Annotated in this window: 21 protein-coding genes; 10 read left to right on the forward strand and 11 right to left on the reverse strand. The window is 42.1% G+C overall.

What is annotated here, in order from left to right:
• From ACT3QQ_RS06915 to glnE, 6 genes are all read right to left on the reverse strand, one after another.
• A partial coding sequence (locus tag ACT3QQ_RS06915; RefSeq protein ID WP_444527426.1) for a glycosyltransferase occupies positions 1-494 on the reverse strand: 494 nt, incomplete at its 3' end.
• Between the two features lie 48 nt (positions 495-542).
• Positions 543-1,637, reverse strand: coding sequence for a glycosyltransferase (locus ACT3QQ_RS06920; protein WP_444519735.1), 1,095 nt, complete (start codon positions 1,635-1,637; stop codon positions 543-545).
• Between the two features lie 65 nt (positions 1,638-1,702).
• Positions 1,703-2,569, reverse strand: coding sequence for a glycosyltransferase (locus ACT3QQ_RS06925; protein ID WP_444527427.1), 867 nt, complete (start codon positions 2,567-2,569; stop codon positions 1,703-1,705).
• 103 nt (positions 2,570-2,672) lie between these two features.
• A complete protein-coding gene (locus ACT3QQ_RS06930; RefSeq protein ID WP_444527428.1) occupies positions 2,673-3,509 on the reverse strand; it encodes a glycosyl transferase in 837 nt (278 codons plus the stop codon).
• A 106-nt stretch (positions 3,510-3,615) separates the two neighbouring features.
• Positions 3,616-4,545 carry a branched-chain amino acid transaminase gene (locus ACT3QQ_RS06935; RefSeq protein WP_444519732.1) on the reverse strand — a complete coding sequence of 310 codons (930 nt, stop codon included), beginning with the start codon at positions 4,543-4,545 and terminating at the stop codon, positions 3,616-3,618.
• Positions 4,546-4,907: 362 nt separating this feature from the next.
• Positions 4,908-7,772 carry a bifunctional [glutamate--ammonia ligase]-adenylyl-L-tyrosine phosphorylase/[glutamate--ammonia-ligase] adenylyltransferase gene (gene glnE, locus ACT3QQ_RS06940; protein WP_444527429.1) on the reverse strand — a complete coding sequence of 955 codons (2,865 nt, stop codon included), beginning with the start codon at positions 7,770-7,772 and terminating at the stop codon, positions 4,908-4,910.
• Between the two features lie 408 nt (positions 7,773-8,180).
• Between glnE and tusD the strand changes: the two genes are divergently transcribed.
• From tusD to ACT3QQ_RS06960, 4 genes are all read left to right on the forward strand, one after another.
• The gene (tusD, locus tag ACT3QQ_RS06945) at positions 8,181-8,642 is read left to right on the forward strand and encodes a sulfurtransferase complex subunit TusD (protein WP_444519730.1); all 462 of its coding nucleotides are present in this window, start codon (positions 8,181-8,183) and stop codon (positions 8,640-8,642) included.
• Between the two features lie 67 nt (positions 8,643-8,709).
• A complete protein-coding gene (locus ACT3QQ_RS06950; RefSeq protein WP_444519729.1) occupies positions 8,710-9,033 on the forward strand; it encodes a hypothetical protein in 324 nt (107 codons plus the stop codon).
• 54 nt (positions 9,034-9,087) lie between these two features.
• Entirely contained in the window at positions 9,088-9,417 is a 330-nt protein-coding gene (locus ACT3QQ_RS06955) for a hypothetical protein (protein WP_444519728.1), read from the forward strand.
• An 8-nt stretch (positions 9,418-9,425) separates the two neighbouring features.
• Positions 9,426-9,770 carry a TusE/DsrC/DsvC family sulfur relay protein gene (locus tag ACT3QQ_RS06960; RefSeq protein ID WP_444519727.1) on the forward strand — a complete coding sequence of 115 codons (345 nt, stop codon included), beginning with the start codon at positions 9,426-9,428 and terminating at the stop codon, positions 9,768-9,770.
• Between the two features lie 135 nt (positions 9,771-9,905).
• Here the strand turns inward: ACT3QQ_RS06960 and ACT3QQ_RS06965 are convergent, their stop codons facing one another.
• Positions 9,906-10,466 carry a tRNA (cytidine(34)-2'-O)-methyltransferase gene (locus ACT3QQ_RS06965; protein WP_444519726.1) on the reverse strand — a complete coding sequence of 187 codons (561 nt, stop codon included), beginning with the start codon at positions 10,464-10,466 and terminating at the stop codon, positions 9,906-9,908.
• 257 nt (positions 10,467-10,723) lie between these two features.
• On the opposite strand from ACT3QQ_RS06965, the gene ACT3QQ_RS06970 reads away from it, so the two are divergent.
• Entirely contained in the window at positions 10,724-10,864 is a 141-nt protein-coding gene (locus ACT3QQ_RS06970) for an entericidin A/B family lipoprotein (RefSeq protein ID WP_101204419.1), read from the forward strand.
• A gap of 101 nt (positions 10,865-10,965) precedes the next feature.
• Here ACT3QQ_RS06970 and hemW read toward each other — a convergent pair whose 3' ends face one another.
• Positions 10,966-12,276 (reverse strand): radical SAM family heme chaperone HemW, encoded by a 1,311-nt coding sequence (gene hemW, locus ACT3QQ_RS06975; RefSeq protein ID WP_444527465.1) that lies wholly within the window; start codon positions 12,274-12,276, stop codon positions 10,966-10,968.
• 299 nt (positions 12,277-12,575) lie between these two features.
• Between hemW and ACT3QQ_RS06980 the strand changes: the two genes are divergently transcribed.
• The 4 genes from ACT3QQ_RS06980 to accC all read left to right on the forward strand — a co-directional run bounded on the left by ACT3QQ_RS06980 (position 12,576) and on the right by accC (position 16,942).
• Complete coding sequence (locus ACT3QQ_RS06980) at positions 12,576-13,055, forward strand: EVE domain-containing protein (RefSeq protein ID WP_444519725.1); 480 nt, start codon at positions 12,576-12,578, stop codon at positions 13,053-13,055.
• A 362-nt stretch (positions 13,056-13,417) separates the two neighbouring features.
• Positions 13,418-14,785 carry an MATE family efflux transporter gene (locus tag ACT3QQ_RS06985; RefSeq protein WP_444519848.1) on the forward strand — a complete coding sequence of 456 codons (1,368 nt, stop codon included), beginning with the start codon at positions 13,418-13,420 and terminating at the stop codon, positions 14,783-14,785.
• Between the two features lie 240 nt (positions 14,786-15,025).
• Positions 15,026-15,457, forward strand: coding sequence for an acetyl-CoA carboxylase biotin carboxyl carrier protein (gene accB / locus ACT3QQ_RS06990; RefSeq protein WP_102092842.1), 432 nt, complete (start codon positions 15,026-15,028; stop codon positions 15,455-15,457).
• Positions 15,458-15,580: 123 nt separating this feature from the next.
• Positions 15,581-16,942 carry an acetyl-CoA carboxylase biotin carboxylase subunit gene (gene accC, locus ACT3QQ_RS06995; RefSeq protein ID WP_444519724.1) on the forward strand — a complete coding sequence of 454 codons (1,362 nt, stop codon included), beginning with the start codon at positions 15,581-15,583 and terminating at the stop codon, positions 16,940-16,942.
• Positions 16,943-17,091: 149 nt separating this feature from the next.
• Here accC and ACT3QQ_RS07000 read toward each other — a convergent pair whose 3' ends face one another.
• Complete coding sequence (locus ACT3QQ_RS07000; protein WP_444527430.1) at positions 17,092-17,703, reverse strand: hypothetical protein; 612 nt, start codon at positions 17,701-17,703, stop codon at positions 17,092-17,094.
• 216 nt (positions 17,704-17,919) lie between these two features.
• Positions 17,920-19,704 carry a 2-isopropylmalate synthase gene (leuA, locus tag ACT3QQ_RS07005; RefSeq protein WP_444527431.1) on the reverse strand — a complete coding sequence of 595 codons (1,785 nt, stop codon included), beginning with the start codon at positions 19,702-19,704 and terminating at the stop codon, positions 17,920-17,922.
• Positions 19,705-19,925: 221 nt separating this feature from the next.
• Here leuA and ACT3QQ_RS07010 point away from each other — a divergent pair, with 221 nt between their 5' ends.
• The gene (locus ACT3QQ_RS07010) at positions 19,926-20,414 is read left to right on the forward strand and encodes an Lrp/AsnC family transcriptional regulator (RefSeq protein ID WP_444527432.1); all 489 of its coding nucleotides are present in this window, start codon (positions 19,926-19,928) and stop codon (positions 20,412-20,414) included.
• A 5-nt stretch (positions 20,415-20,419) separates the two neighbouring features.
• Here the strand turns inward: ACT3QQ_RS07010 and ACT3QQ_RS07015 are convergent, their stop codons facing one another.
• Entirely contained in the window at positions 20,420-21,676 is a 1,257-nt protein-coding gene (locus tag ACT3QQ_RS07015) for a YbfB/YjiJ family MFS transporter (RefSeq protein ID WP_444527433.1), read from the reverse strand.
• Positions 21,677-21,736: the final 60 nt, after the last annotated feature.

Here is a 21,736-nt window from a genome sequence, read left to right on the forward strand (position 1 = left end):
ACACATACACAACGATTTTTCGAATAAATACGAGCCAGTGCCGATTTTTTTTGATAGGCACTTACACTCTTATTTTTATGTAGTAGTGATAGCGTAGTATGGATAATATGAACAATGTTATCCATACGGCTATGACTTAACACACTATCTGCGCGATCTAGATTGGACAAAACAAGATCAGGCTTACCAATGTATTTTGAGACGTATCTATCCACCATGATTGAAAAGAATTTATCACGACGCTCTAGTTTTGGTATTAACTTATAACGCTTGAAATTAAGAAAATGATAGTTCAACTTTGGATTAATCTCGTACTCTATTCTAGGCTTAAACCTTAGAATATGTACATCATAACCTAACTCATGAAAACCCTGACCCAATGTCAATACAACACGTTCAGCACCACCACCTTGCAGACAATTAATGACCAAAAGTACTATCTTTTTATCTTCTTTAGCTGCTTTTTTTCTTGTTTTAATCACACTATTAATCATTTTAAATTTTCTTAGCAACGAATATTTTGGTTATAAAAATAGCTGAGACTATTGAGTAGTCATACCGACTTGTTCAGTGAACTCTACATATTTTGCTGCTATTTTAACTGGTAGTAACGATTCATCGAATGGCGCATGAAACGCTTGCGGATTATTCATAGCCTGACGCATTTTTTTGGCAATGGCATCAACATCGTCCATTGGCATTAAATTATGTTCAGGCAATAACTCACTTGGACCTGATGGACATTTGGTACTGATAACAGGCGTACCTAGTACAAGAGCTTCAGCAATAACCAAGGCAAACCCTTCCCAATCAGAGGTCAATATTTTGAACTGCGCATGCTTGATATAAGGGAAAGGGTTATCTCGAAAACCTAAAAATATGACTTTGTCTGTTAGATTCAACTCTGTCACTAGCTCCTCTATCTCACTTTTGTGCTTGCCTTGACCTAAGAGTAATAACGGCATAGATTGATCTGTTTTTGCGTAGGCCTTTACCAATACATCATGGCGCTTGGCATCCTTAAAGCTACCGACATGAATGATATAGTTTTGATATTCAGGGACAAAAGCATCAGCCTGTTGTTGAATACTGTCTTTATCAATTGGATTATGAATGGCAGTGGTTGGCGTGATGTGACCAAAGCTCTTGATAAAATCTTTTTGAGCGCCCTCACTTACACAAACACACGGATGCTGAGCATATATCTCCACCATTCTTTGCTTCAGTTGCTCAGCATCATGATTTTTATTAAACTTGTAGAGTAGTGATACTGTGTTATGAATAATATAGGTGATATTAGGCAGTTTGCTGCTACTTAAGATACTATCCGCACGATCTAGATTGGACAGTATGATGTCAGGCTGGCCGATATGTTGCAAAACGTATTTATCAACAGCGCGTGCAAAAATGCTATCACGCCTTTGTGCGCCCGGTATCAGTTTGTAGGGCTTAAACTTTAGTACATGATAATTAAGGTTTTGGCTCAAATCGTACTGTACTAGTGGCTTGAATCTCAGAATATGCACTTCATACCCTAATTCATAAAACCCTTGCCCCAATGTCAATACAACACGTTCAGCACCGCCGCCTTGTAAACAATTAATAACGAGTAACGCTATTTTTTTATGCTGCTTCATAAATGATAACCTATGGAGTAGATCTTTGTATTCTTAAAAGAAATTATCACTGTTTCACTAAAAAACTAGCGTTTGAACAGCTTCGAAAAAAACGATTTGGAAGCCTTTGGACGAGTCACTTTATTGCCAATATATCCTTGTTGCGACTTCTTTGGAAAACTTCCAAAAGGCTCAATTCGATAGTTTTCTAGATCATATCCAGCAGCAAGTGCCTCATTATAATACTCATCAAAAAGGTCGACCAAATCTTGTCTCGGATGTGGCATCACTTCGCCATCAAACCAATGCTCGACCCCCTCCTCTCTTACTCTAGGCAACGCATATTTATGACTGAATTGCGTACCCATATCTGAATAGTGCAATATTTTCATTTCTTCGACTGCTAAGTTTTCACCATCTATACAGTTATAACTGTTTTGATAAGGCTCAATCAGCTGTTTATTTTTTTTGAATACAGCCATCATCTCTTTATGGCTTTTGGGATCTTTCCTAAGCTTTTGTACTGGCAGAACAATGTTCTTTGCAGCGTCACAGTCCCATACGCACGTGCATAGTCGTGTCATGTCAGCATTTGTCTTAGCCGCTACTATAGACTGCCCTTCGATAGGATGTTCCCACAGCTTCACTAAATCATCTAGAATAACAACATCAGCATCCATATATATAGCGCGACCAGAGTAATTGCAATACTCCGGAATTGCCCATCTAAAACCAGAGAAAGGTGTTGACCATTTGGTAGTATCCCAGCCTTTACCTGTCTCAGGATTTGAATACCAGTAGCTATTAGGGTCGCGCGATAACTGCATCCACACTATTTCCACTGGTATGCTGGTATGTTTATGAATACTATAATCTAGAACCATCATCTGCTCTAAATCACAGTTATTTGGGTCGCAGCCAACAAAGACTCTGATGGTATCAGTTGTTTTCATAATTCTATCCATTCACTGGGTAATGTCTCTATCCTTATAAATATAAGGATAGAAAACATCAATACTAATATCTGCTAAGACAATAATAACTACAAAGTTAAACCTACTCTTTCCAGTATTTCTCAATCCAACCTACTGGCAAGATAAAATGGCGCAAATGGCGCAATGGGCGTTTCAAGTTTTTAGGCTCAGTGAGTTTTCTTAGATGGTCTTTAGCATTGTTGGCAGCGTTTTTATTGTATTTGCCTTCAATAGCATGCGTAGGATACAAATCACCTGGAAAAATGACAATACGAGCGCCTTTAGGAATCTTCGGTTCTTTAATGTAGTTAAGCGGAAATGGTTGGCGACATTTACGTCTAAAGTGTGCCACCCAAGCTTTTGGAAATAGTTTTACACCGCCTGGTGCATTGCGAGTGACAAAACGCTGCTCAAAACGATATTCATCAGCGATACCTTGTGGATCAGCTTTGAATTTCTCTTGGAGTGAAACAAGTGACCCTATCTGAAATCTAAAGCAAGAGGTCTGTCCTAAGCGCTCTAGTGGATTACTTGGATTGTAAGACAAGATGACATCATCTGGCTCGCCATATTCGAAAAAAGGATCGAGACTATCAACTATAATCACATCCAAATCTACAAATAATACAGTTCCTGTTAAATTACCAAGCTTTTCACCCCACAAGCGAGATTTTGGCCATTTTCCCAATGTATTGGTTGGCATAGTGACATCTAATGGTGGCAACTCTTGACATTCAATTTCTGGACGTACGTCAGTCGTATCATCGGTAAAACATACGAAGCGAAACGGTGGCGTAATATTACGAGATACCATACCATATAGTTTATTGGCGTAATCAGCACCGTACTTCGTACCCCATTTGATACAAATAATTTGTTTGATGTTTTTATTATCGGCTGCACTAAAATCTATTGGCATTGACTGCTCACTTTGATCGTATGAATAAATATGATGGCTATATTAGCATAAAAAAAAGACTGAACAATTATGTTCAGCCTTTTTGGTCTTTAAAGTAACGGCATTGTTAATCGATAAAGCTTAACCAGTCCATATATTTCTCATTACGACCATGAACGACATCAAAGTATAAAGTCTGCAATTTTTCAGTGATTTCCCCGCGGCCACCATTACCGATGATACGGTCATCATATTCACGGATAGGCGTAACTTCAGCAGCAGTACCTGTCATAAATATCTCGTCAGCTAAGTAGAACTCGTCACGAGTGATACGACGTTCGATGACATTGATACCTAGATCAGCCGCGAACTGCAAGATAGTACGACGAGTGATACCATCTAACGCGCCACCTGATAGGTCTGGCGTATGTAACTCACCATTTTTTACCAAGAATAAGTTCTCGCCTGCGCCCTGACATACAAACCCTTGTGGGTCCATCAAGATAGCTTCATCGTAGCCATTACGCGTTACTTCTTGGTTGGCCATGATAGACACAGGATAGTTACTAGACGCTTTGGCCTTACACATAGTCACGTTTGGCATGTGATGCGTGTAAGATGACGTTTTTACACGAATACCATTTTTGATGCCCTCTTCGCCAAGATAAGCACCCCAATGCCAAGCAGCAACCATTGCATTGATACTGTTGTCACGTGAAGACAAGCCAAGTTTTTCTGCACCTACCCAAATGAGCGGACGAATATAGGCTTCTTCCAAATTGTTTTGCTTGACCACATCCTTATGTGCTTGCTCCAGAGTGGCAGCATCAAAAGGTACGTCCATTTGAAAAATTTTGGCTGAGCCAAGTAGGCGCTCAGTATGTTCTTTTAAGCGGAAAATAGCGGTACGATTATCAGCTGTTTGGTAAGCGCGTACACCTTCAAAAACAGCCATACCGTAATGCAAGCTGTGTGTAAGCACATGAACTTTAGCATCTGGCTGTTCGATCATCGTGCCATTCATCCAAAGCTTACCATCTTGTGTTGCCATATTCATTTTATTGTCCTTATGCTAGCACTGATGTCTAACTTTTTTAGGTAGGTTTTATTTAACAGTATTGATAAACATCGTATGATAACACCGCAGCGTCAATTTTTATTGCCTAAACAACAGCTTCATTATAACGAACGACTGACAGTATCATGATGATGTTTGATCGATTATATCACTGGCCGCATTAGCAAATGAAATCTTTTGGTTTGGCACTATATGGTTTTTCATTATATCGTACCTAGCTACCGTTTCTATCCATAGTTTTTATGCACGGTTTTTATTCATCGCTTTTATGCATAGTAGCGCATTACAGTTTAAGCGTCTCTTGAACTATCGGCAAGACCTTAATCATACGAGTTTCGATATTACTCGTCGTCTGTCTCCACGCCCATGAGATGCTGCCACTGTGACTGTACCAACGCTCGCGTCTCCTGCCATAGCGACTCATCAACGAGTAAAGACTGCTCTGATAGCGCTAACTGATGCGTAGCAGCACGTATCCTTAGATAGGCATCGGTCAAATCCTGACAGACTTGGTCATCCCAAATACCAAGCAAAGCCACTTCTGCAAAAATCCGCACATTATCGCTCCATTTGGCCAAACTCGGATATTCGTGCGAGTAAGCCAATACAGCAAACTGTGCTAAAAACTCAATATCTACAATACCGCCTGCATCTTGCTTAAGATGAAATTTGGCTGCCTCCCGTTGCCATTGCTTCGTACCAAGATGCTTTTGCATTTTGATACGCATACTAGTGACCTCACTACGCACTTGATCCAGTGTCCGAGGTAGTGACAGTACGTCGCGGCGAATATCACAGAAGCGTGCAGTGACACGCTTATCTCCGCAGATTGCGCGAGCACGTACCAGCGCTTGATGCTCCCATGACCATGCTTTATCAATTTGATAGGTTTCAAAAGCATGACAAGACACCACCATCATGCCAGCGTTGCCTGAAGGCCGCAGACGCATATCGATCTCATAAGCACGGCCATCACGCGTTTGAGTATTGAGATAGTTCATCAGTTTTTGTACCAGACGCGCGGCGAACTTCATACCACTGACTGACTTCTCACCAGTGGTCATGCCCTGCTCTTTTATCTTGTGTAAGAATACCAAGTCCAAATCTGAAGAATACGACAGCTCTAAGCCACCAAGCTTGCCATAACCGATAATCGCAAAGCCGCAGTCCGCTTCAGTTACTGGGTCCCCATCTTGGCCAATAGGATATCCATAACGGTTAACAATCTCTGCAAAAGCGCGCTCTAAAGCTGCTTCTAGCACTACCTCAGCGATGTAAGTTAATGAATCTGACACTTTCATGATTGGGCGTTCAGCCAATACATCACTAGCAGCGACAGCCAAGACTTGGTTCTTTTTGAATAGTCGCAGGACGGTCAACAGCTCTTCTTCATCATTTGGTTCAACGCGCAATAGCTGTTGGCGCAGGATGTCACGCAGCTCAAGTTTTTCTGGCAGGTGGCGATAACGCTGCTGTAAGAAAGTATCCAATAACACGGGGTACTGAGCCAACTCTTTTGCAATCCACGGGCTAGCAGATAGCATCGGAATCAGCTCAATCGTTGCGTTGGGATTTTCAGCAATCATAACCAAATAGATAGAACGACGACAAATCGCTTCAAGCAGTGAAACCAGTCGCGGTAACGCAGCGTTGGCAAGTTGCTGTTGTTCTTGATGTGCTAACAATGCATGAACGATGACAGGATATGCGTCATCTAAACGCTCTCTCGCCTCCTCACTTAAGTTGGCCACCATTTTTGATTGCCAGAAATTCTGTAGTAACTCGCGATTTTCTTCTGTTAATACCTCGTTTAAACGGGCAATTTGTTCCTCTAAATGCTCCGGCTCCAAATCAGTATCTTCGTTGTCAGGGACTTGACGCTCAGTGACCATACGCTCAAACGGTACATTGACACTCTCACGATGACGATTAAGTTGGTCTAATAAGGCACTCCAACTTTCAAAATTCAGCGTCACTGCCAAATTATCTTGCCACTGCTCATCATGTGGTAGGCGCTGGGTCTGCTGATCGTTAATCGCTTGAATAGCATGTTCCAGCCGGCGTAAGAACCGATATGCTGCCTGCAGTTGCTCATAAGTTGAATGCTCTAGGTAGCCGAGTTCGCACAATACTTGCATCGCTTGCAGACAAGGTTTGATTTGTAGCTGTGGGTGCCGCCCGCCATAGATCAGCTGAAAGGCTTGTACGATAAACTCAATATCTCTGATGCCGCCAGCACCAAGCTTGATATTATCTAAATCTTCACGTTGTGCAACTTGGTTTTGAATAAGAGACTTCATCTCTCTCAATGCCGAAAATGCACTATAGTCCACGTAATAACGAAAAACAAACGGCTTAATCAACGCTTGTATCTCATCATAAAATGGTTGGTCTATTTGTCCGACCACGCGCGCTTTTAACCATGCAAAACGCTCCCATGCACGCCCATGCATCGTAAAGTATTTTTGTAATGCGGACAGATGAATGGCCAAATCACTGCCATCACCCCAGGGTCGCAGTCGCATATCTACTCGAAAAACAAAACCATCAGCGGTCTTATTATCAAGTAGCTTAATGATGCCTTGACCCAACCTATTCATAAAACGTTTGTTGTCTACGCTGCGTGTTCCTTTTGCTTTGTTTCCATTGGTTTCGCCGCGTGCTTGATGCACGAAAATAAGATCAATATCACTTGATAAGTTCAGCTCTTCTGCACCGAGCTTACCCATGGCCATAATCGCCATATCATCAATCTGTACATTGCCTTGCGCATTGATAAAGGTTGGCTCACCATACTTAGCAGCCAAGTGTTGATAGGTATAGTCTTTAGCAAAGGAGATACAGCCATCTGCAAACTCAGACAACTCATCCGTCAGTTGTTCAAGACTGATCGTCTGCAAGGCATCTTGCCAAATCCAACGCATCATCAGTAGCGTCCGCAAGTGACGCAGACCACTCATGACCTTGGCCTCATCAGCGAGTTGATAGTTTTCATCTAGTGTATAATCTTGTATTAGATCATCGATTTGCTGGCGGGTTAACGTACTGTTCAATGGGTAACTACGCAAAAATGTCTGACATGAAACGGTCCGACTTTCCCAAATTTGATAAGCGAACTCACTCGCTATTTCTAGGACTTGCAGTTGTTCTACGGTAGGCTGATAATCTGTACCATTGTTAACACGTGAGGGCATAGCAGGTAACATATTGACAAAAACTCCTTACATAGAATGGTAAGATTACGTGAACCTAGCTCATAAGTTTATTGTTTTTTCTTACGAGGCAGTCACAGCATCAAGCAATAATACTCAGTGTGCCTACACTTGAGATAAAACCACGTTAAATAACAGTGATTCTATTTGGTTTGCGGCGCTTTATGTTAGCATAAACATCTTTGATAGAAACGACTCACCTCTCTTTTATGACATAACCATATTTGATGTGACAGTATGATCCGCTGTACGTCGTGTTATCAGTATAAATTCTGTTTTCTGCCACGAAAATCTACACACAAGCGCTATAATAATAACGACCAAATTACTTTATAAAAAGTATTTATAGCAATTTGGCCATAATTTTTAAACTCTTATTTACAATATGTGATACTGCGCCTTATGACAACCACTACCCCGTTACTACTGATTACTGCTGATCCTAGTCATCCATTGGCACATTTAGCGTTACGCTACGCACGCGCTTACTTAGAGAACGCAGCGAATAGTCATAATATTAATGACACTGACACTAATAGTACAGGCAGCAGTGATAACGCTACCACTGAACAGCCCCTACTCAATATCTTTTTTTATGGCGATTCGGCTCATATAGCCAATCGATTGCGTTGGCAGTCAGCCGATCAACTAGACCTGACCAAAGAGTGGCAGTCTTTGGCTGAACAGTATCAATTATCACTACCTGTCTGTGTCAGCACAGCACTTAGCCGCGGTGTGAGTGATGTAGACAACAGCACACGCCATCAGCTCGACGGTGCCAATCTTGCGACAGGGTTTACGTTAGTGGGACTCAGTGAGCTTGCAATGATGATGCAGGATAACTGTCGTTTGATACAGTTTTGATAGCGTGTCGTTTGATAGTTTGTCTATTGAGATCACTAGTAGTAGTAAATATTTTTAGGAAAAAATTATGAGATTATTAATTCAGCTGCACACGCCCACTGAAGCAGCAAGCTACGAAGGCTGTGCGCTGGCGCTAACGTTAGCGACATTTGGTCATGAGGTGCAACTGTTCTTAGATGCGCCAGTCTTTGGATTATTGATGCAATCTGACTCGCGGCTGCATGGTATGATTCAATCACTTGAGCTTTACGATATGCCCGCAGCTTGGCTACCCGATGACGTCTTTAGCGGCTGGGTCACTGGTATGTTGCCGACAGATCTGGCATCACAGCTCACATTCATACCAGAAGTCATTAACTCACAAGAGTTCGAACAGATACTCACCTTTTAAATTACTACATAGCTTAGACTTATAAAATAATAAAGCACGTAATCGGACACCTTTATGGCAACTTTATATCAATTGCATAGCACGATGGATTCCCTTAGACGTAGCACTGAAGAGATGTCTCGCACTTGGCGCACAGGCGACAGTATACTCTTGCTTGGCAGCACTCCTGCTTTTCTTGATTGGTTCAGTGCTTACTTAAATGATAGCGATATGGATGGTATTGCTGGTATTTACGCATTAGCCGATGACATCGCACAGCTCACACCAAATACAACTGGTAAACTTGATTTAGAGACTAAGTTGACTGCTATCTTAACAGACGCAGAATGGGTTAATCTGACTCAGAGCAGTCAGTTTAACAAAGTGGTGACAATTGCCTTATGAGTAATGACATGACCACTCACAACGCTGCATTATCGGCGGCTGATATCGAATTAGATCAAGACGGCCATCTATGTGACCATACGATTTGGACGCCTGTTATCGCGCAGCAATTGGCAGACACACTAGAGGTCAATCTGAGCGATGAGCATTTAGAAATCTTGCTACAAGTGCGCGCGTTTTTTGATAAATTCAATCACGCGCCAGCAACCCGTCCATTAATCAAATGGCTACAAAAGACTTTGCCAGAATTAGATATTAGCAATCAAAAACTGCAGCAGCTGTTTAATACAGGTTTGGTTGCACGTCATGTCAACCGTTTGGCAGGCTTACCCAAGCCCCCAAACTGTTTATAAGTGATTTATAAGCAATAAGACACACTAGATATCATGCTAAATAATCAGTATAAGTGAATGAGCAGTATCTAATACTTCACTGCTCATTGAGTACGCAAATACTTTTAAGTCCATCGCTACTGTCTTATTAAACGTCTATTTTGGGTCATAGACTGTCAATGTCTCGTATCCGACACTACGACCTTCATCGCCTGAAAATCCTTGCTGTCTCCATATCTCGTACAAACAGATAGCAACGCTATTTGATAAATTCAAACTACGTGAGTCAGCTAACATGGGTAGTCTGAGCCAATTGTCAGCACCAATATCTTCACGTATATCATCTGCCAAACCTGCTGTCTCAGAACCGAATACTAGCGCAATATTGGGCATAGCGGCCTTATCAGATGCTTCAGAGTCTAAGTGTTTACCAAAGTCATAATCGTAAAACGGTTTACTCAGCTTGGTCGTCAATGCCGTTACGACATTGCAGTCAGCGGCTTGTAATGCTTGCCTTGCGGCCGTCCAATCTTCATGCACTTGTAAATGAGCATATTCATGATAATCGAGACCTGCACGGCGTAGCTTTTTATCATCAAGCTCAAACCCCAATGGCCTGACCAAATGCAGCTGTGCGCCGCTATTGGCACACAGTCGAATAATATTACCAGTATTACTTGGCATCTTTGGTGCTACTAGCACGATATGAATGGTCATACTTACTCCACAAATATTCAACGCTCTATTATTTAAATTTATGAGCGGTAGGTAATCGAAAGTTACAGTTTACTGCCAATAATTACATTTTGATACTGTGCAGCGTTTTTAACTTTCACTATGATGTCTGTAACGGATAACGCGATAGCACTTACGTGTGACTGTCTTATCCAATACCCCTTCAGTGACGCTTGAGCACGATGCTTGGCATCACTGTTGTTACTTATAACCATTCACTTATTTTTGAGGATACTATTATGAAAAAAGTAATCATCGCATCTTTAACCGCTATGTTTGTTTTAACTGGTTGCAACACGTTTAAAGGCCTTGGTCAAGACGTATCAAGCGCTGGAAACGCTGTAACTGGCGGCGCACAAGACGTACAAGATAAAATCTAAGGTTTGATTTTTTTAGATTTTGAAAAGGGCTTATCATTTGTTTGATAAGCCTTTTTTATATTCTCAATTCGCTGCTATTCACCTATCATCCAAGTGCCGTTTTATAAAAATGCGCGTAATATTTGATTGAGATAACGCTGCCCTAATACAGTCGGTTGCAACTGCATATCACTATCTACCAACAATCCTTGTTTGACTAAACTATTTACTTGTTCAATAACACTATCGAGCGCTAATCCAGTTCTCTTTTCAAACATCGACCAAGCGACGCCGCCATGTAAACGCAGCGCGTTTAGCATAAACTCGCTCACCAACTCTTCTTGATTAATCGCTTGCCAGCCAACCATTTTTGGCGTAGCTTGGTGTATATCAGACTTCTCTATGGTGTCTGTTCTCACCACTACATAATCTTTTGGCAAACGCGATTTGCTGAAACGATAGATACCTGATGCTACTAATAGGTCATCTTCATTTCTACCTTTTGATGCTAAAAAATCACTATCGATACCGTTGTTACGACCAATCGTTACTTTACCATGAGCTCCTGCGCCGATTGCTAGATAGTCGCCAAATTGCCAATAGTTGATATTATGACGGCATGGTTTGTCCAACGCACCAGCCCAAGCAGATACCTCATAGTTGCTATAACCTAGTTGCTGCAATAACGCTTGACCTGCTTTTTCAATATCCGCCAAATTGTCTTCATCGGGTAAAATTGGCTGACTGCGGTAAAATACGGTATTTGGCTCAATGGTCAGTTGATACCAAGAAATATGCGTTGCGCCTGCATCATGTGCCATTTGAATATCTGTTAGCGCTTCATTCATGGTTTGCTGCGGTAGACCATGCATCAAATCAACGTTAATCCGCTGAAAACCAGCCGCTTTGGCAGCTCGAATCGCTGATAACGCTTGCACAGGATCATGGATACGTCCAAGTACTTTAAGCTTATCAGCGGCAAAGCTCTGTACGCCAATAGACAGACGATTGATACCAACCTCTAAATATTGAGCGAATGGCGCATGCTCAAGCGTGCCGGGGTTCGCCTCCATCGTGACTTCGATGTCTGCTGCAAATTCAAAACATGTACGTAAACCAGTAAACAATCGCTGATACTGAGCAATAGGCAGCAACGACGGCGTGCCACCACCGATAAATATCGAACCTATCTTTCGGCCCTGAGTTAAAGGTTGCTGCATCGCGGCGTCTAACAGTAATGCATCGACGTATTCCTCATACATAGATAGCTCGCTATCCATCGGTAGCTCATGCGAATTAAAATCGCAATAAGGACACTTCTTTACACACCACGGAATGTGAATGTAAAGAGACAATGGAATGTCGGTTACATCTATCGCGATAGTATCTGTCTGTGGTTCAGTAAGACTTAACGTCTCAAGGTCATTTGGCATACTGTCTGTATTCACTTTGGGCATAAATAAACTTATTTTATAGTAAGCAATAATGGTCGGTATCAAAAATAACGCTAGGATAGCGATTAGATGAGATAAAGAAAAGCCTATCTATCATAAATCTATTAACAAAAACACGTATAAATGCCCTATTCACCATGGCAACTTAGGAGCAGTATATAGAGGCCTTCTTAAAACAGACACTATTAAAAATATGTTTGAGAGTAAATTAATAGGAACTAACCCTAGTAAATTTAAGAACGAATTGAAGAATAAATAAAGAATCAAAGGACAGATATATGGCGTATTGGTTAATGAAATCCAACCCTAAATTTTTTGGTATTGAAGATTTGCAGCGTTTGGGCACCGATGGTTGGGACGGCGTTCGTAACTATCGTGCGCGTAATTTTATGCGCGACGATATGAAAGTTGGTGATAAGGTATTCTTTTATCACTCTAGCGCCAAGCCATCTGGAGTCGCTGGTATCATGACAGTCACTACAGCAGGGTATCCTGATCCTACTCAGTTTCACCCTGAGCATCGTCATTATGATCCTATTGCGACGGAAGAGGAACCTCGCTGGTATATGGTAGATCTTACGTTTGAACAAGCTTTTACAGAAGTATTACCATTATCAGAGCTAAAGTTTTTACCCGCTTTGGAAGACTCATTACTGCTAAGAAAAGGTTGTCAGCAATTAACAGTGATTCCATTAGAACCCAAACATTGGCGAGCGATTATGAATATGGCAGAGACACTTGAGTTGTTGCCGGAGTAAACTTGTTAAGTCACCTATTGGCTATTGCTTATCGGCTATGAAATAGAGTACAAAAAACCTAAGATTAATACCTTTATAGCGGCGCTAAAACGTTGACATCATAGTGTGGCTTCTTTACCATCTTACTATGTATATGACCTGTCAATCCATTATTTGGATCGGCGGGTTATTTTTATTTTAGTGTCTTTACTTTTATTTTCATACTCTACCTATATAAGCTTGCTCATCTTGTTTATCGGAGTATTATCGTCGGCACTAACCTCTCCTTACTGCATCAATATTAATCGATTGATATCAGTGTTTGTTTATTAATAACAACTACTTTAATAACACTTACTGCAAAGAATAAAAAGTTGCTTACCATGGTTTTTCCATTGTCTTTCAAAGATTTTAAAAGCTACAGCTTGCGTTTAGGCGTACTTGCATTCCCTATTTTAATCACTCAGTTTTGCCAAGCAGCACTTGGGGTAGTCGATGCTATCATGGCAGGTCAAGTCTCGGCGCTTGATTTGGCTGCGGTAGCCGTTGGGTCTGGTATTTGGCTACCGCTGTTTTTATTGGCCACAGGTGTGCTTATCGCAACCACGCCTCTCATTGGTGAAGCGATTGGCCAAGACCAGCACGGTCAAGTGCCACACATTACGCAGCAGTCTTTATGGACTGCTGGTGTCATTGGTATCATCGGTTTTATCATCGTCAATTTGGCTCCCAATCTTCTTGGCATCATGGGTGTACCTGAGAATATTCAACCGATAGCAACGCAATATTTACATGGCGTCTCATTTGGTTTCCCAGCGCTTGCTGTGTATGCCGTGCTACGCAGTTATTGTGAGGCATTAGGCCGTCCTGAGCCTGTCACTGTCATCAGTGTTATTGGTCTACTCGCAGACATTCCTTTGAATTATATTTTTATTCACGGGCTCTTTGGTATGCCCGAAATGGGCGGAGCAGGCTGCGGTGTAGCGACAGCATTGGTATTATGGATAAATGTCCTATTGCTTGCTGCCTATACTAGCTTTACCAAGCGCCGCGAATTTATGAGTACGCGATTCTTTTATGGTTTTTCAAGCCCCAATCGCACACAGATTAAAAAGCTATTAAAACTTGGTATTCCTATTGGTGTCTCTATCTTTTTTGAAGCCAGTTTATTTAGCTTAGGTGCACTTGTTATTAGTCCATTAGGTGAGCTGGCAACAGCGTCGCATCAGGTGGCACTGTCAGTCACCTCTCAGCTATTTATGATACCGATATCTGTCGCCATGGCGCTCACTATCATGATATCCAATCGATTTGGTCAAAAAAATCTACTAGCACTCCGTCAAGTGCAAGCTACTGGGCTTATTTGGACGGTATTAATTGCTTTGACTTGTATGCTTGGAATATGGTTATTTAGACCAGAATTAGCAGCAGCATTCACTGACAATCCAGAAGTCAGGGCTCAGTCCATGCATTTGCTTATCTTTGCACTTGCCTATCAGTTATTTGATGGCTGGCAAGTCAATGTCGCTGGTATATTGCGCGGTATGCAAGATACAACTATCCCGATGTGGGTAACGCTTTTTTGCTATTGGTTAGTTGCTCTACCGCTGGGTGTCTATCTAGTGCGTTTCACTGACGTTGGTGCTCAAGGCTTTTGGATGGCATTGATTACAGGTTTATTCTTATCATCTATCTTACTTACTTTGCGCCTACGCTATCAGCAAAAACGTTTAACTGTGCTGTGGGGTTAGGCTAACTATTCATGGATTGTATTTTATAGCCATCATTAGTGTCATCTGATCATACAGACTATGAAAAATCGTAGATATTTTCTTGCTAAAAAGATGGCTTACGTCAAAATATGTAAAAATCTTCAGTTAACAACTGTACATTGATTGCTCATTGTCTTGAATCTAGGTATCATTAGCAATTAATTAGACAATATTTAGTTACACTATTTCTCGAATTTAGTACAAGGCCAGATAAAAACTATGGATATTGAAAAAATACGCACCCTCATCGCCCTTATGGAAGAAAGTGAACTGGTTAATTTAGAAATCAGTTCAGACGACGAGCATATTAGCTTAACTCGTCACTATGACGCACCTGCGCCAACTATGATGGCTGCTCCAGCTGCGAGCGCTGCTCCTGCTGCCGCTGTTGAAGGCAAACCTGCAGAAAAAGCAGGTAGCGTTGAGTCTTCACCAATGGTTGGTGTTTTCTATTCAGCACCAAGCCCTAATGATCCACCATTTGTGAAAGTTGGTCAAAAGGTTCAGGCAGGTGATACTTTAGGTATTATCGAAGCCATGAAAATCATGAACCCGCTTGAAGCGACTCAAAGTGGTATTGTTGACGAAATCTTGGTAGATAACTCTGAAGTCGTACAGTTCGGTCAACCTGTCATACGCTACAAAGCGTAACGATATTTGCCATACTTTATTTCATTATGGCTGACTTTTGATATATAACGCATCAAAGCCAAATAACATGATGCCATGTATCGAAACTCAGTCCATGACTGACGCTTCGACAAGGATGAACCCATGATAAAAAAATTGCTCATTGCCAACAGAGGTGAAATTGCTCTGCGCATCGTCCGCGCCTGTAAAGCGCTAGGTATCCAAACGGTAGGTGTATACTCTACTGCTGATGCCAATCTGATGCACTTGCGCTTTGTTGATGAGGCAATTTGTATTGGCAAGCCTAATGCTAACCAAAGCTACCTTGATATCAACACCATCTTAACCGCTGCTGAAATCACTGGTGCAGATGCTATCCATCCTGGCTATGGATTTTTGTCTGAGAACGCTGAATTTGCTGAACAAGTAGAAGAAGCAGGATTGACCTTCGTTGGTCCTAATGCTGATCATATTCGCCTCATGGGCAACAAAGTCTCTGCCATCAACGCCATGAAAAAAGCTGGCGTACCAACTGTACCTGGTTCAGTTGGCGCTGTAACCCTGCATAATGCTGAGGAGCAAGCACGCAATATTGGCTTCCCACTATTGATTAAAGCAGCTTCTGGTGGCGGTGGACGCGGTATGCGTGTGGTTGAACGCTTTGACGAGTTGATTGGTCAAGTGCAAGCTGCCAAACAAGAAGCTGAGCTATGGTTTGGTGATGATACTGTCTATATGGAGCGCTATCTACAAAACCCGCGCCACGTAGAAATACAGGTGCTAGGTGATGGTAACGGTAATGCTATTCATTTATATGATCGTGATTGCTCATTGCAGCGTCGCCATCAAAAAGTACTAGAAGAGGCACCTGCCCCAGACATTCCAGATGATGTACGTGAGCCAATTTTAAAAGCTTGTGTAAAAGCATGTGAGCTTGTTAAATACCGCGGTGCTGGCACGTTTGAGTTTTTATTTGAAAACAATGAGTTTTTCTTTATTGAAATGAACACTCGTGTACAGGTTGAGCATCCAGTGACTGAGATGATCACTGGTATTGATGTCGTCGTCGAACAGCTCAAAATTGCTGCTGGTTATGGCCTGTCTTATCGTCAAAGTGAGATTGAGATCCAAGGTCATGCAATTGAATGTCGTATCAATGCCGAAGATGCAGCGACTTTCGTGCCTTGTCCAGGTACTATTAGCCAACTGTTCACACCAAGTGGTTCTGGCATTCGCTTTGACTCTCATTTATACCCTGGCTATGAGATACCGACCTATTATGATTCATTGATTGGTAAACTGATCTGTCATGGTCAAACTCGTCAGCAAGCCGTTGCTAAGACTGTACATGCCCTTGATGAGCTAGTTATTGAAGGCATTAAAACAAATATACCTTTGCATCGCGATGTGATTTTGGCCGACGATAACTTTACCCGTGAAGCGCAAAACATTCACTATCTTGAAAGAGAACTGTTGAATACGAACAAAGATAAAGAAGAGTCGTAGACTGAAACGCCTATAGAGTCCGATAAGCTTAATAAGTTTCACTGCCACCCTCATTTGAAAAACACAAAAAAAGCCGCTATCAATATAGCGGCTTTTTTATGTCATCAATGAACTGTCGATTATACGTAAAATACAACGAGCATGCCTAATTACGGCAACACTCTGTGGAAGTTCATAAAGCATTCGTCACCATCAGGGTCAGCACACCATTGCATCTGATTGCCATCATGGTTGATAAATGCAATCAACGCTTCATCAGTCTGGTCAATCTGATTACCTGAACAATCTATTTCATTATTATCATAAACGGTCTTAATCGCAATAACTGGTAACCCTTCTTCACGGTGAGTGACTAGATAGCGGCCGTATGTCCATTCTTCGCCACTAACGGACCACATCTCATTATCTGCACTGAAATTATATAACTCACGGCATTGATTAGACTTGCCATTTGACGCCAGTAAGTCTTTGCTAATCACTGGTTTAGTGTTTAGAACCCGCTCTTCACTTTGAGTCAGTACGCCGCCGTCCATGCCTGTCATCACCTTAGGCTCTGCACTGCTGGTCTGTTGTTTACTACTTAACGATTGATCAGCTTCCGCTTCCTTGGTCATACTGCCATCCAAGTCTATTTCCCACTGTCCGGCAATAGCTGGACTAATATGAGTGGTAATGGTCGGCTTGGTAATAGCCTCACCATTTGCAGGTATTGAGGCCAAAATAGATGCCAGGGTGAATGAAGCAAATGAGATAGGTTCCATAATTAACCTTTTATTTATAATATTTTAATATATACATTAGCGTAAGTCTTAGACACCAAAAATACAAGTAACATTATGCTATCGCTCATATGCCTGTGGTCGGAATATCATAGGGCTTTACGAAAAAAATAACGCCAGCGCTTTACTTGCTAGAGACAAGGAGCGATGGCGTTATTAGCATACAGAATTTTATGTAATATCAGTTGCTACTTAATGCTAAGCAGCCTCTGTATTTAGTGCTTGCGCGAAGGCTGATAACGCCCCTTTGAGCATGGCTGATACCGTGCTACTACAAGTACCGATACCAGAATAGACCTCACCATCAACATTCAGTTGGATGTAAGCTGCCGCATTGGCATTGGTTTTGTTATCGCTATTGGTATCATCGTCGATACCATTGCCACTGTTATGATGCGGGTTGATCGCATGCTCAGCATAGTTAATGATATGCAAGGATTTGCCAGTATGCTGCGCAAGTCCGTTGATAAATGATGATAATGGACCATTACCCGTACCATCAATATCAATGGTATCGCTATTCATTTGTACTTGACCACTAAAGTAAACCTCACCGCCTTTATTATTAACACTATAATCTAGTAGTCCAAAATTACCTTGCTGCAAATAAGTATCTTCAAAGGTTTGCAGGATTTCATCATTCTGCAACTCGCGTGCAGCCGCCTCAGCTTGCTTTTGTACCACACGGCTAAAGTCAATCTGCATCCAACGTGGTAAGTTAAAGCCATAGTTACGTTGCAAGATATATGCGACGCCGCCTTTGCCCGACTGACTATTGATACGTACCACATCTTGATAGCTGCGACCGATATGCGCAGGATCAATTGGTAGATACGCCACGTCCCAAACATTGTCTGTTTCGCTCTGATGGCTCTCATTGTAGTCGAGAGACTTCTTAATCGCATCTTGATGTGAGCCACTAAATGCTGTGAAGACCAACTCGCCTACGTAAGGATGACGTGGGTGCAATGGTAAGTTATTGCATTCGCTAACAACCTGTACAATTTCGCTCATATTGCTGAAATCAAGCTCAGGATCGATACCTTGGCTAAACAAGTTCATGGCCATAACCATGATATCCATGTTGCCTGTACGCTCGCCGTTACCAAGTAATGTGCCTTCGATACGATCTGCCCCTGCAAGCACACCTAATTCAGCGGCTGCTACGGCACAGCCACGGTCATTATGAGTATGCAAGCTCACAATCACATGCTCACGCTGCGCTAGATTACGGCAAAAGTATTCTACTTGATCAGCAAAGACATTGGGCATAGAAGCCTCAACCGTCGCTGGCAAGTTAAAAATAACTTCCTGACCCTGCTGTGGTTGCCACACGTCACACACTGCATCGCAAACCTCTACGGCATATTCCGTCTCTGTCTGACTAAAACTCTCTGGCGAGTACTGAAATACCCAATCCGTCTCAGGATACTTTGCCGCATACTCTTGTAGTAGCTTGGCACCTGTAATAGCAATCTCTTTGATTTCAGCTTTATCTTTGCCATAGACTTTTTCGCGTTGTACACGGCTGGTTGAGTTATAGACATGGACAACCGCACGCTTGGCACCTTTTAATGATTCAAAGGTGCGAGCAATCAAATGCTCACGCGCTTGTACCAATACTTGAAGCGTTACATCTTCAGGTACGTGGTTTTCTTCAATAAGCTTACGCGCAAAGTCAAACTCTACCTGCGCCGCTGACGGAAAACCAATTTCAATCTCTTTAAAACCAACATCCACTAAGGTCTTAAAGAAGCGCATTTTTTGTTCAATAGTCATCGGATCAATCAGCGCCTGATTACCATCACGCAGGTCCACACTTGCCCATATCGGTGACTTCTCAATCGTCTTGCTTGGCCAAGTACGATCTGGCAGCGATGGCGCAAATGCAAATGGACGGTATTTACGGAAGTCAAAATCGGCACTTTTTGGTGTGATCTTTGCAGTCCCTGTGGCTGCAGTATGCGTGGCTTGGTCAGACATAATCAATCCTTAGATGATATGGTTATTTGTATATTTAGCTAGGCGATTAGCTGTTAATTAGATCCGTATTTATCATACGAGATGACTATTAGTCATGCCTTAATAATATCAAAGTTTAATAGAGAGAAACCTGCTTTCTTTTACTTTATTTTCTATTATTTTAGTGGAAAAACACAATTTAGATATTATAATCGAATAAATCCACTATTAAGGCTTCAAAAATGCAAAATAATCATATTGATAGTACAGGGATAGCAGATATAGATGAGATAGATAGACAGTTGCTACGCTTATTGCAAACGCAAGCGCGTATGAGTATTACTGAACTTGCTGAGCGAGTCAATCTGTCTGCTACCCCTTGTGCACGTCGTATCAAACGCTTGGAAGATGCGAATATTATCACCGGCTACCATACCAAAACTGATGCACAAAAACTCGGCTATCCGCTAGCTGTGTTTATTGCTATTAGTATGGATCGACATACAGCAGAACGTTTTGAACAGTTTGAGCGCAAGGTTCAGAGCTTTGAAGAGGTCATTAGCTGTAGTATTGTCACAGGACGTACAGAAGACTATCTTATCAAGGTAAGAGTTCGTGATATGGCACATTATGAAGAGTTTTTATTGCACCGCCTCAACCGTATTGAAGGTGTGGCTCAAGTTCATACCAGTTTTGAATTACGAGAAGTATTTAGCCGTAGCGTAGTTTAGACGATCTAGGCGGTCGTTGGCGACTGTCGACGGAACCATATCAATAGCACCAATCCGACCATCAATCCGATAGCAGCGACAAGCAACCCAGCATTGAAATTACCCTCTTTTCCTGCCAGTGCCACCGTGACCAAAGGCCCCAAAAACTGTCCTAACGCATAAGCCAGTGTTGCCAAGGCAATCAGTAAATTAGAGTAAGCAGGATTGATGTTTTTGAACAGCGTAAGTGTCATCGAAACCATACCGACAAAGGTCAGTCCTAAAATCGCAGCATTGCCATATAAGCCAAGCGCCCCATCAAACCATATAGGCAAGCACATCCCAAATGCTTGCAATACCGTTAGCCCCATTAAGGTTTTTAGTTCACCGATACGTTTGGCAAGCGCGCCCCATAGTGGGTTTGACAACATCGCAAAAATACCAACGACCAACCAAATCATCAATCCAGCATAAATCTGTGTCGTTAGACGCTGCGCTGCCATGACGGGTAAAAAAGTTGCTGAACTAATATAACCAAACCCTGCCAGTACATAACTAATAAAAAGCAAAGTAAGCGCTTTATGATGCCCAGAAACTGCTTCATATAAAGAACGTTTGAAGTTTAAATAGGTCTGATGTACTGACACGTGTTGTTTGTCATCAATCTGTTGCGATCCCAAACTATGTACTTGTCTGGGTTTTACTGTATAAAGTAGCCATACAAGCGGTAAACTGGTAACACCTGCTACCAGCCAAATTATATCGAAGTGATAGCCCAACTTTAATAGCCACCATGTCACTATGGCAGAGGCACTAATACCAACACCAATGCCTGCATAATGGACTGCTGATAATACAGAACGGCGCTTAGGGCTTAGGTTTTGAATCACAAACGATGAGCTCAGAATCATCGCTACACCACTTGCAATACCGGCAATTAAGCGAATGACATACCATAGCGTGAGCGACATATTTGGTATAACAAGCAACATCGTAGTGACAACACTTATAACCGCCCAAAGTGTCATCGCCTGCCATGTCGAGCGCTGAGGCACAAACATAGCGATGAGAGCGCCGATAAAGTAGCCGATATAATTGATTGATGCCAGCCAGCCTGCAATCTTCGTTGATAGCGACAACTGCACCATAATATCAGGTAAGGTGGCGGTAAAGAGAAAGCGGCCATAACCCATAACGACTGCCATGCAGTACATACCGATACAGGCAATGGCAGCTTCGTTGGTAATCGTCGGGACCATACGGCCTTTAAAAGCAGTCATCATGACAGAGCCATTTTTGTGGCAATTAGCACACAATCCTTTGTGTTAGACAGTCAAAAGCGG

It is taken from the genome of Psychrobacter sp. AOP7-A1-24 (assembly GCF_052376235.1).
In the GTDB taxonomy this organism is placed as follows: Bacteria; Pseudomonadota; Gammaproteobacteria; order Pseudomonadales; family Moraxellaceae; genus Psychrobacter.

Excerpts from the sequence above, each read along its gene's own strand:
- ACT3QQ_RS06925 (WP_444527427.1), bottom strand. The coding sequence starts at position 2,569 with ATGAAAACAACTGATACCATCAGAGTCTTTGTTGGCTGCGACCCAAAT.
- ACT3QQ_RS06930 (WP_444527428.1), bottom strand. The coding sequence starts at position 3,509 with ATGCCAATAGATTTTAGTGCAGCCGATAATAAAAACATCAAACAAATT.
- accB (WP_102092842.1), top strand. The coding sequence starts at position 15,026 with ATGGATATTGAAAAAATACGCACCCTCATCGCCCTTATGGAAGAAAGT.
- ACT3QQ_RS06965 (WP_444519726.1), bottom strand. The coding sequence starts at position 10,466 with ATGACCATTCATATCGTGCTAGTAGCACCAAAGATGCCAAGTAATACT.
- ACT3QQ_RS07010 (WP_444527432.1), top strand. The coding sequence starts at position 19,926 with ATGCAAAATAATCATATTGATAGTACAGGGATAGCAGATATAGATGAG.
- accC (WP_444519724.1), top strand. The coding sequence starts at position 15,581 with ATGATAAAAAAATTGCTCATTGCCAACAGAGGTGAAATTGCTCTGCGC.
- tusD (WP_444519730.1), top strand. The coding sequence starts at position 8,181 with ATGACAACCACTACCCCGTTACTACTGATTACTGCTGATCCTAGTCAT.
- ACT3QQ_RS06920 (WP_444519735.1), bottom strand. The coding sequence starts at position 1,637 with ATGAAGCAGCATAAAAAAATAGCGTTACTCGTTATTAATTGTTTACAA.
- ACT3QQ_RS06955 (WP_444519728.1), top strand. The coding sequence starts at position 9,088 with ATGGCAACTTTATATCAATTGCATAGCACGATGGATTCCCTTAGACGT.
- ACT3QQ_RS06985 (WP_444519848.1), top strand. The coding sequence starts at position 13,418 with ATGGTTTTTCCATTGTCTTTCAAAGATTTTAAAAGCTACAGCTTGCGT.
- glnE (WP_444527429.1), bottom strand. The coding sequence starts at position 7,772 with ATGTTACCTGCTATGCCCTCACGTGTTAACAATGGTACAGATTATCAG.
- ACT3QQ_RS06970 (WP_101204419.1), top strand. The coding sequence starts at position 10,724 with ATGAAAAAAGTAATCATCGCATCTTTAACCGCTATGTTTGTTTTAACT.
- leuA (WP_444527431.1), bottom strand. The coding sequence starts at position 19,704 with ATGTCTGACCAAGCCACGCATACTGCAGCCACAGGGACTGCAAAGATC.
- ACT3QQ_RS06960 (WP_444519727.1), top strand. The coding sequence starts at position 9,426 with ATGACCACTCACAACGCTGCATTATCGGCGGCTGATATCGAATTAGAT.
- ACT3QQ_RS06980 (WP_444519725.1), top strand. The coding sequence starts at position 12,576 with ATGGCGTATTGGTTAATGAAATCCAACCCTAAATTTTTTGGTATTGAA.
- ACT3QQ_RS07000 (WP_444527430.1), bottom strand. The coding sequence starts at position 17,703 with ATGGAACCTATCTCATTTGCTTCATTCACCCTGGCATCTATTTTGGCC.
- hemW (WP_444527465.1), bottom strand. The coding sequence starts at position 12,276 with ATGCCAAATGACCTTGAGACGTTAAGTCTTACTGAACCACAGACAGAT.
- ACT3QQ_RS06950 (WP_444519729.1), top strand. The coding sequence starts at position 8,710 with ATGAGATTATTAATTCAGCTGCACACGCCCACTGAAGCAGCAAGCTAC.
- ACT3QQ_RS07015 (WP_444527433.1), bottom strand. The coding sequence starts at position 21,676 with ATGATGACTGCTTTTAAAGGCCGTATGGTCCCGACGATTACCAACGAA.
- ACT3QQ_RS06935 (WP_444519732.1), bottom strand. The coding sequence starts at position 4,545 with ATGAATATGGCAACACAAGATGGTAAGCTTTGGATGAATGGCACGATG.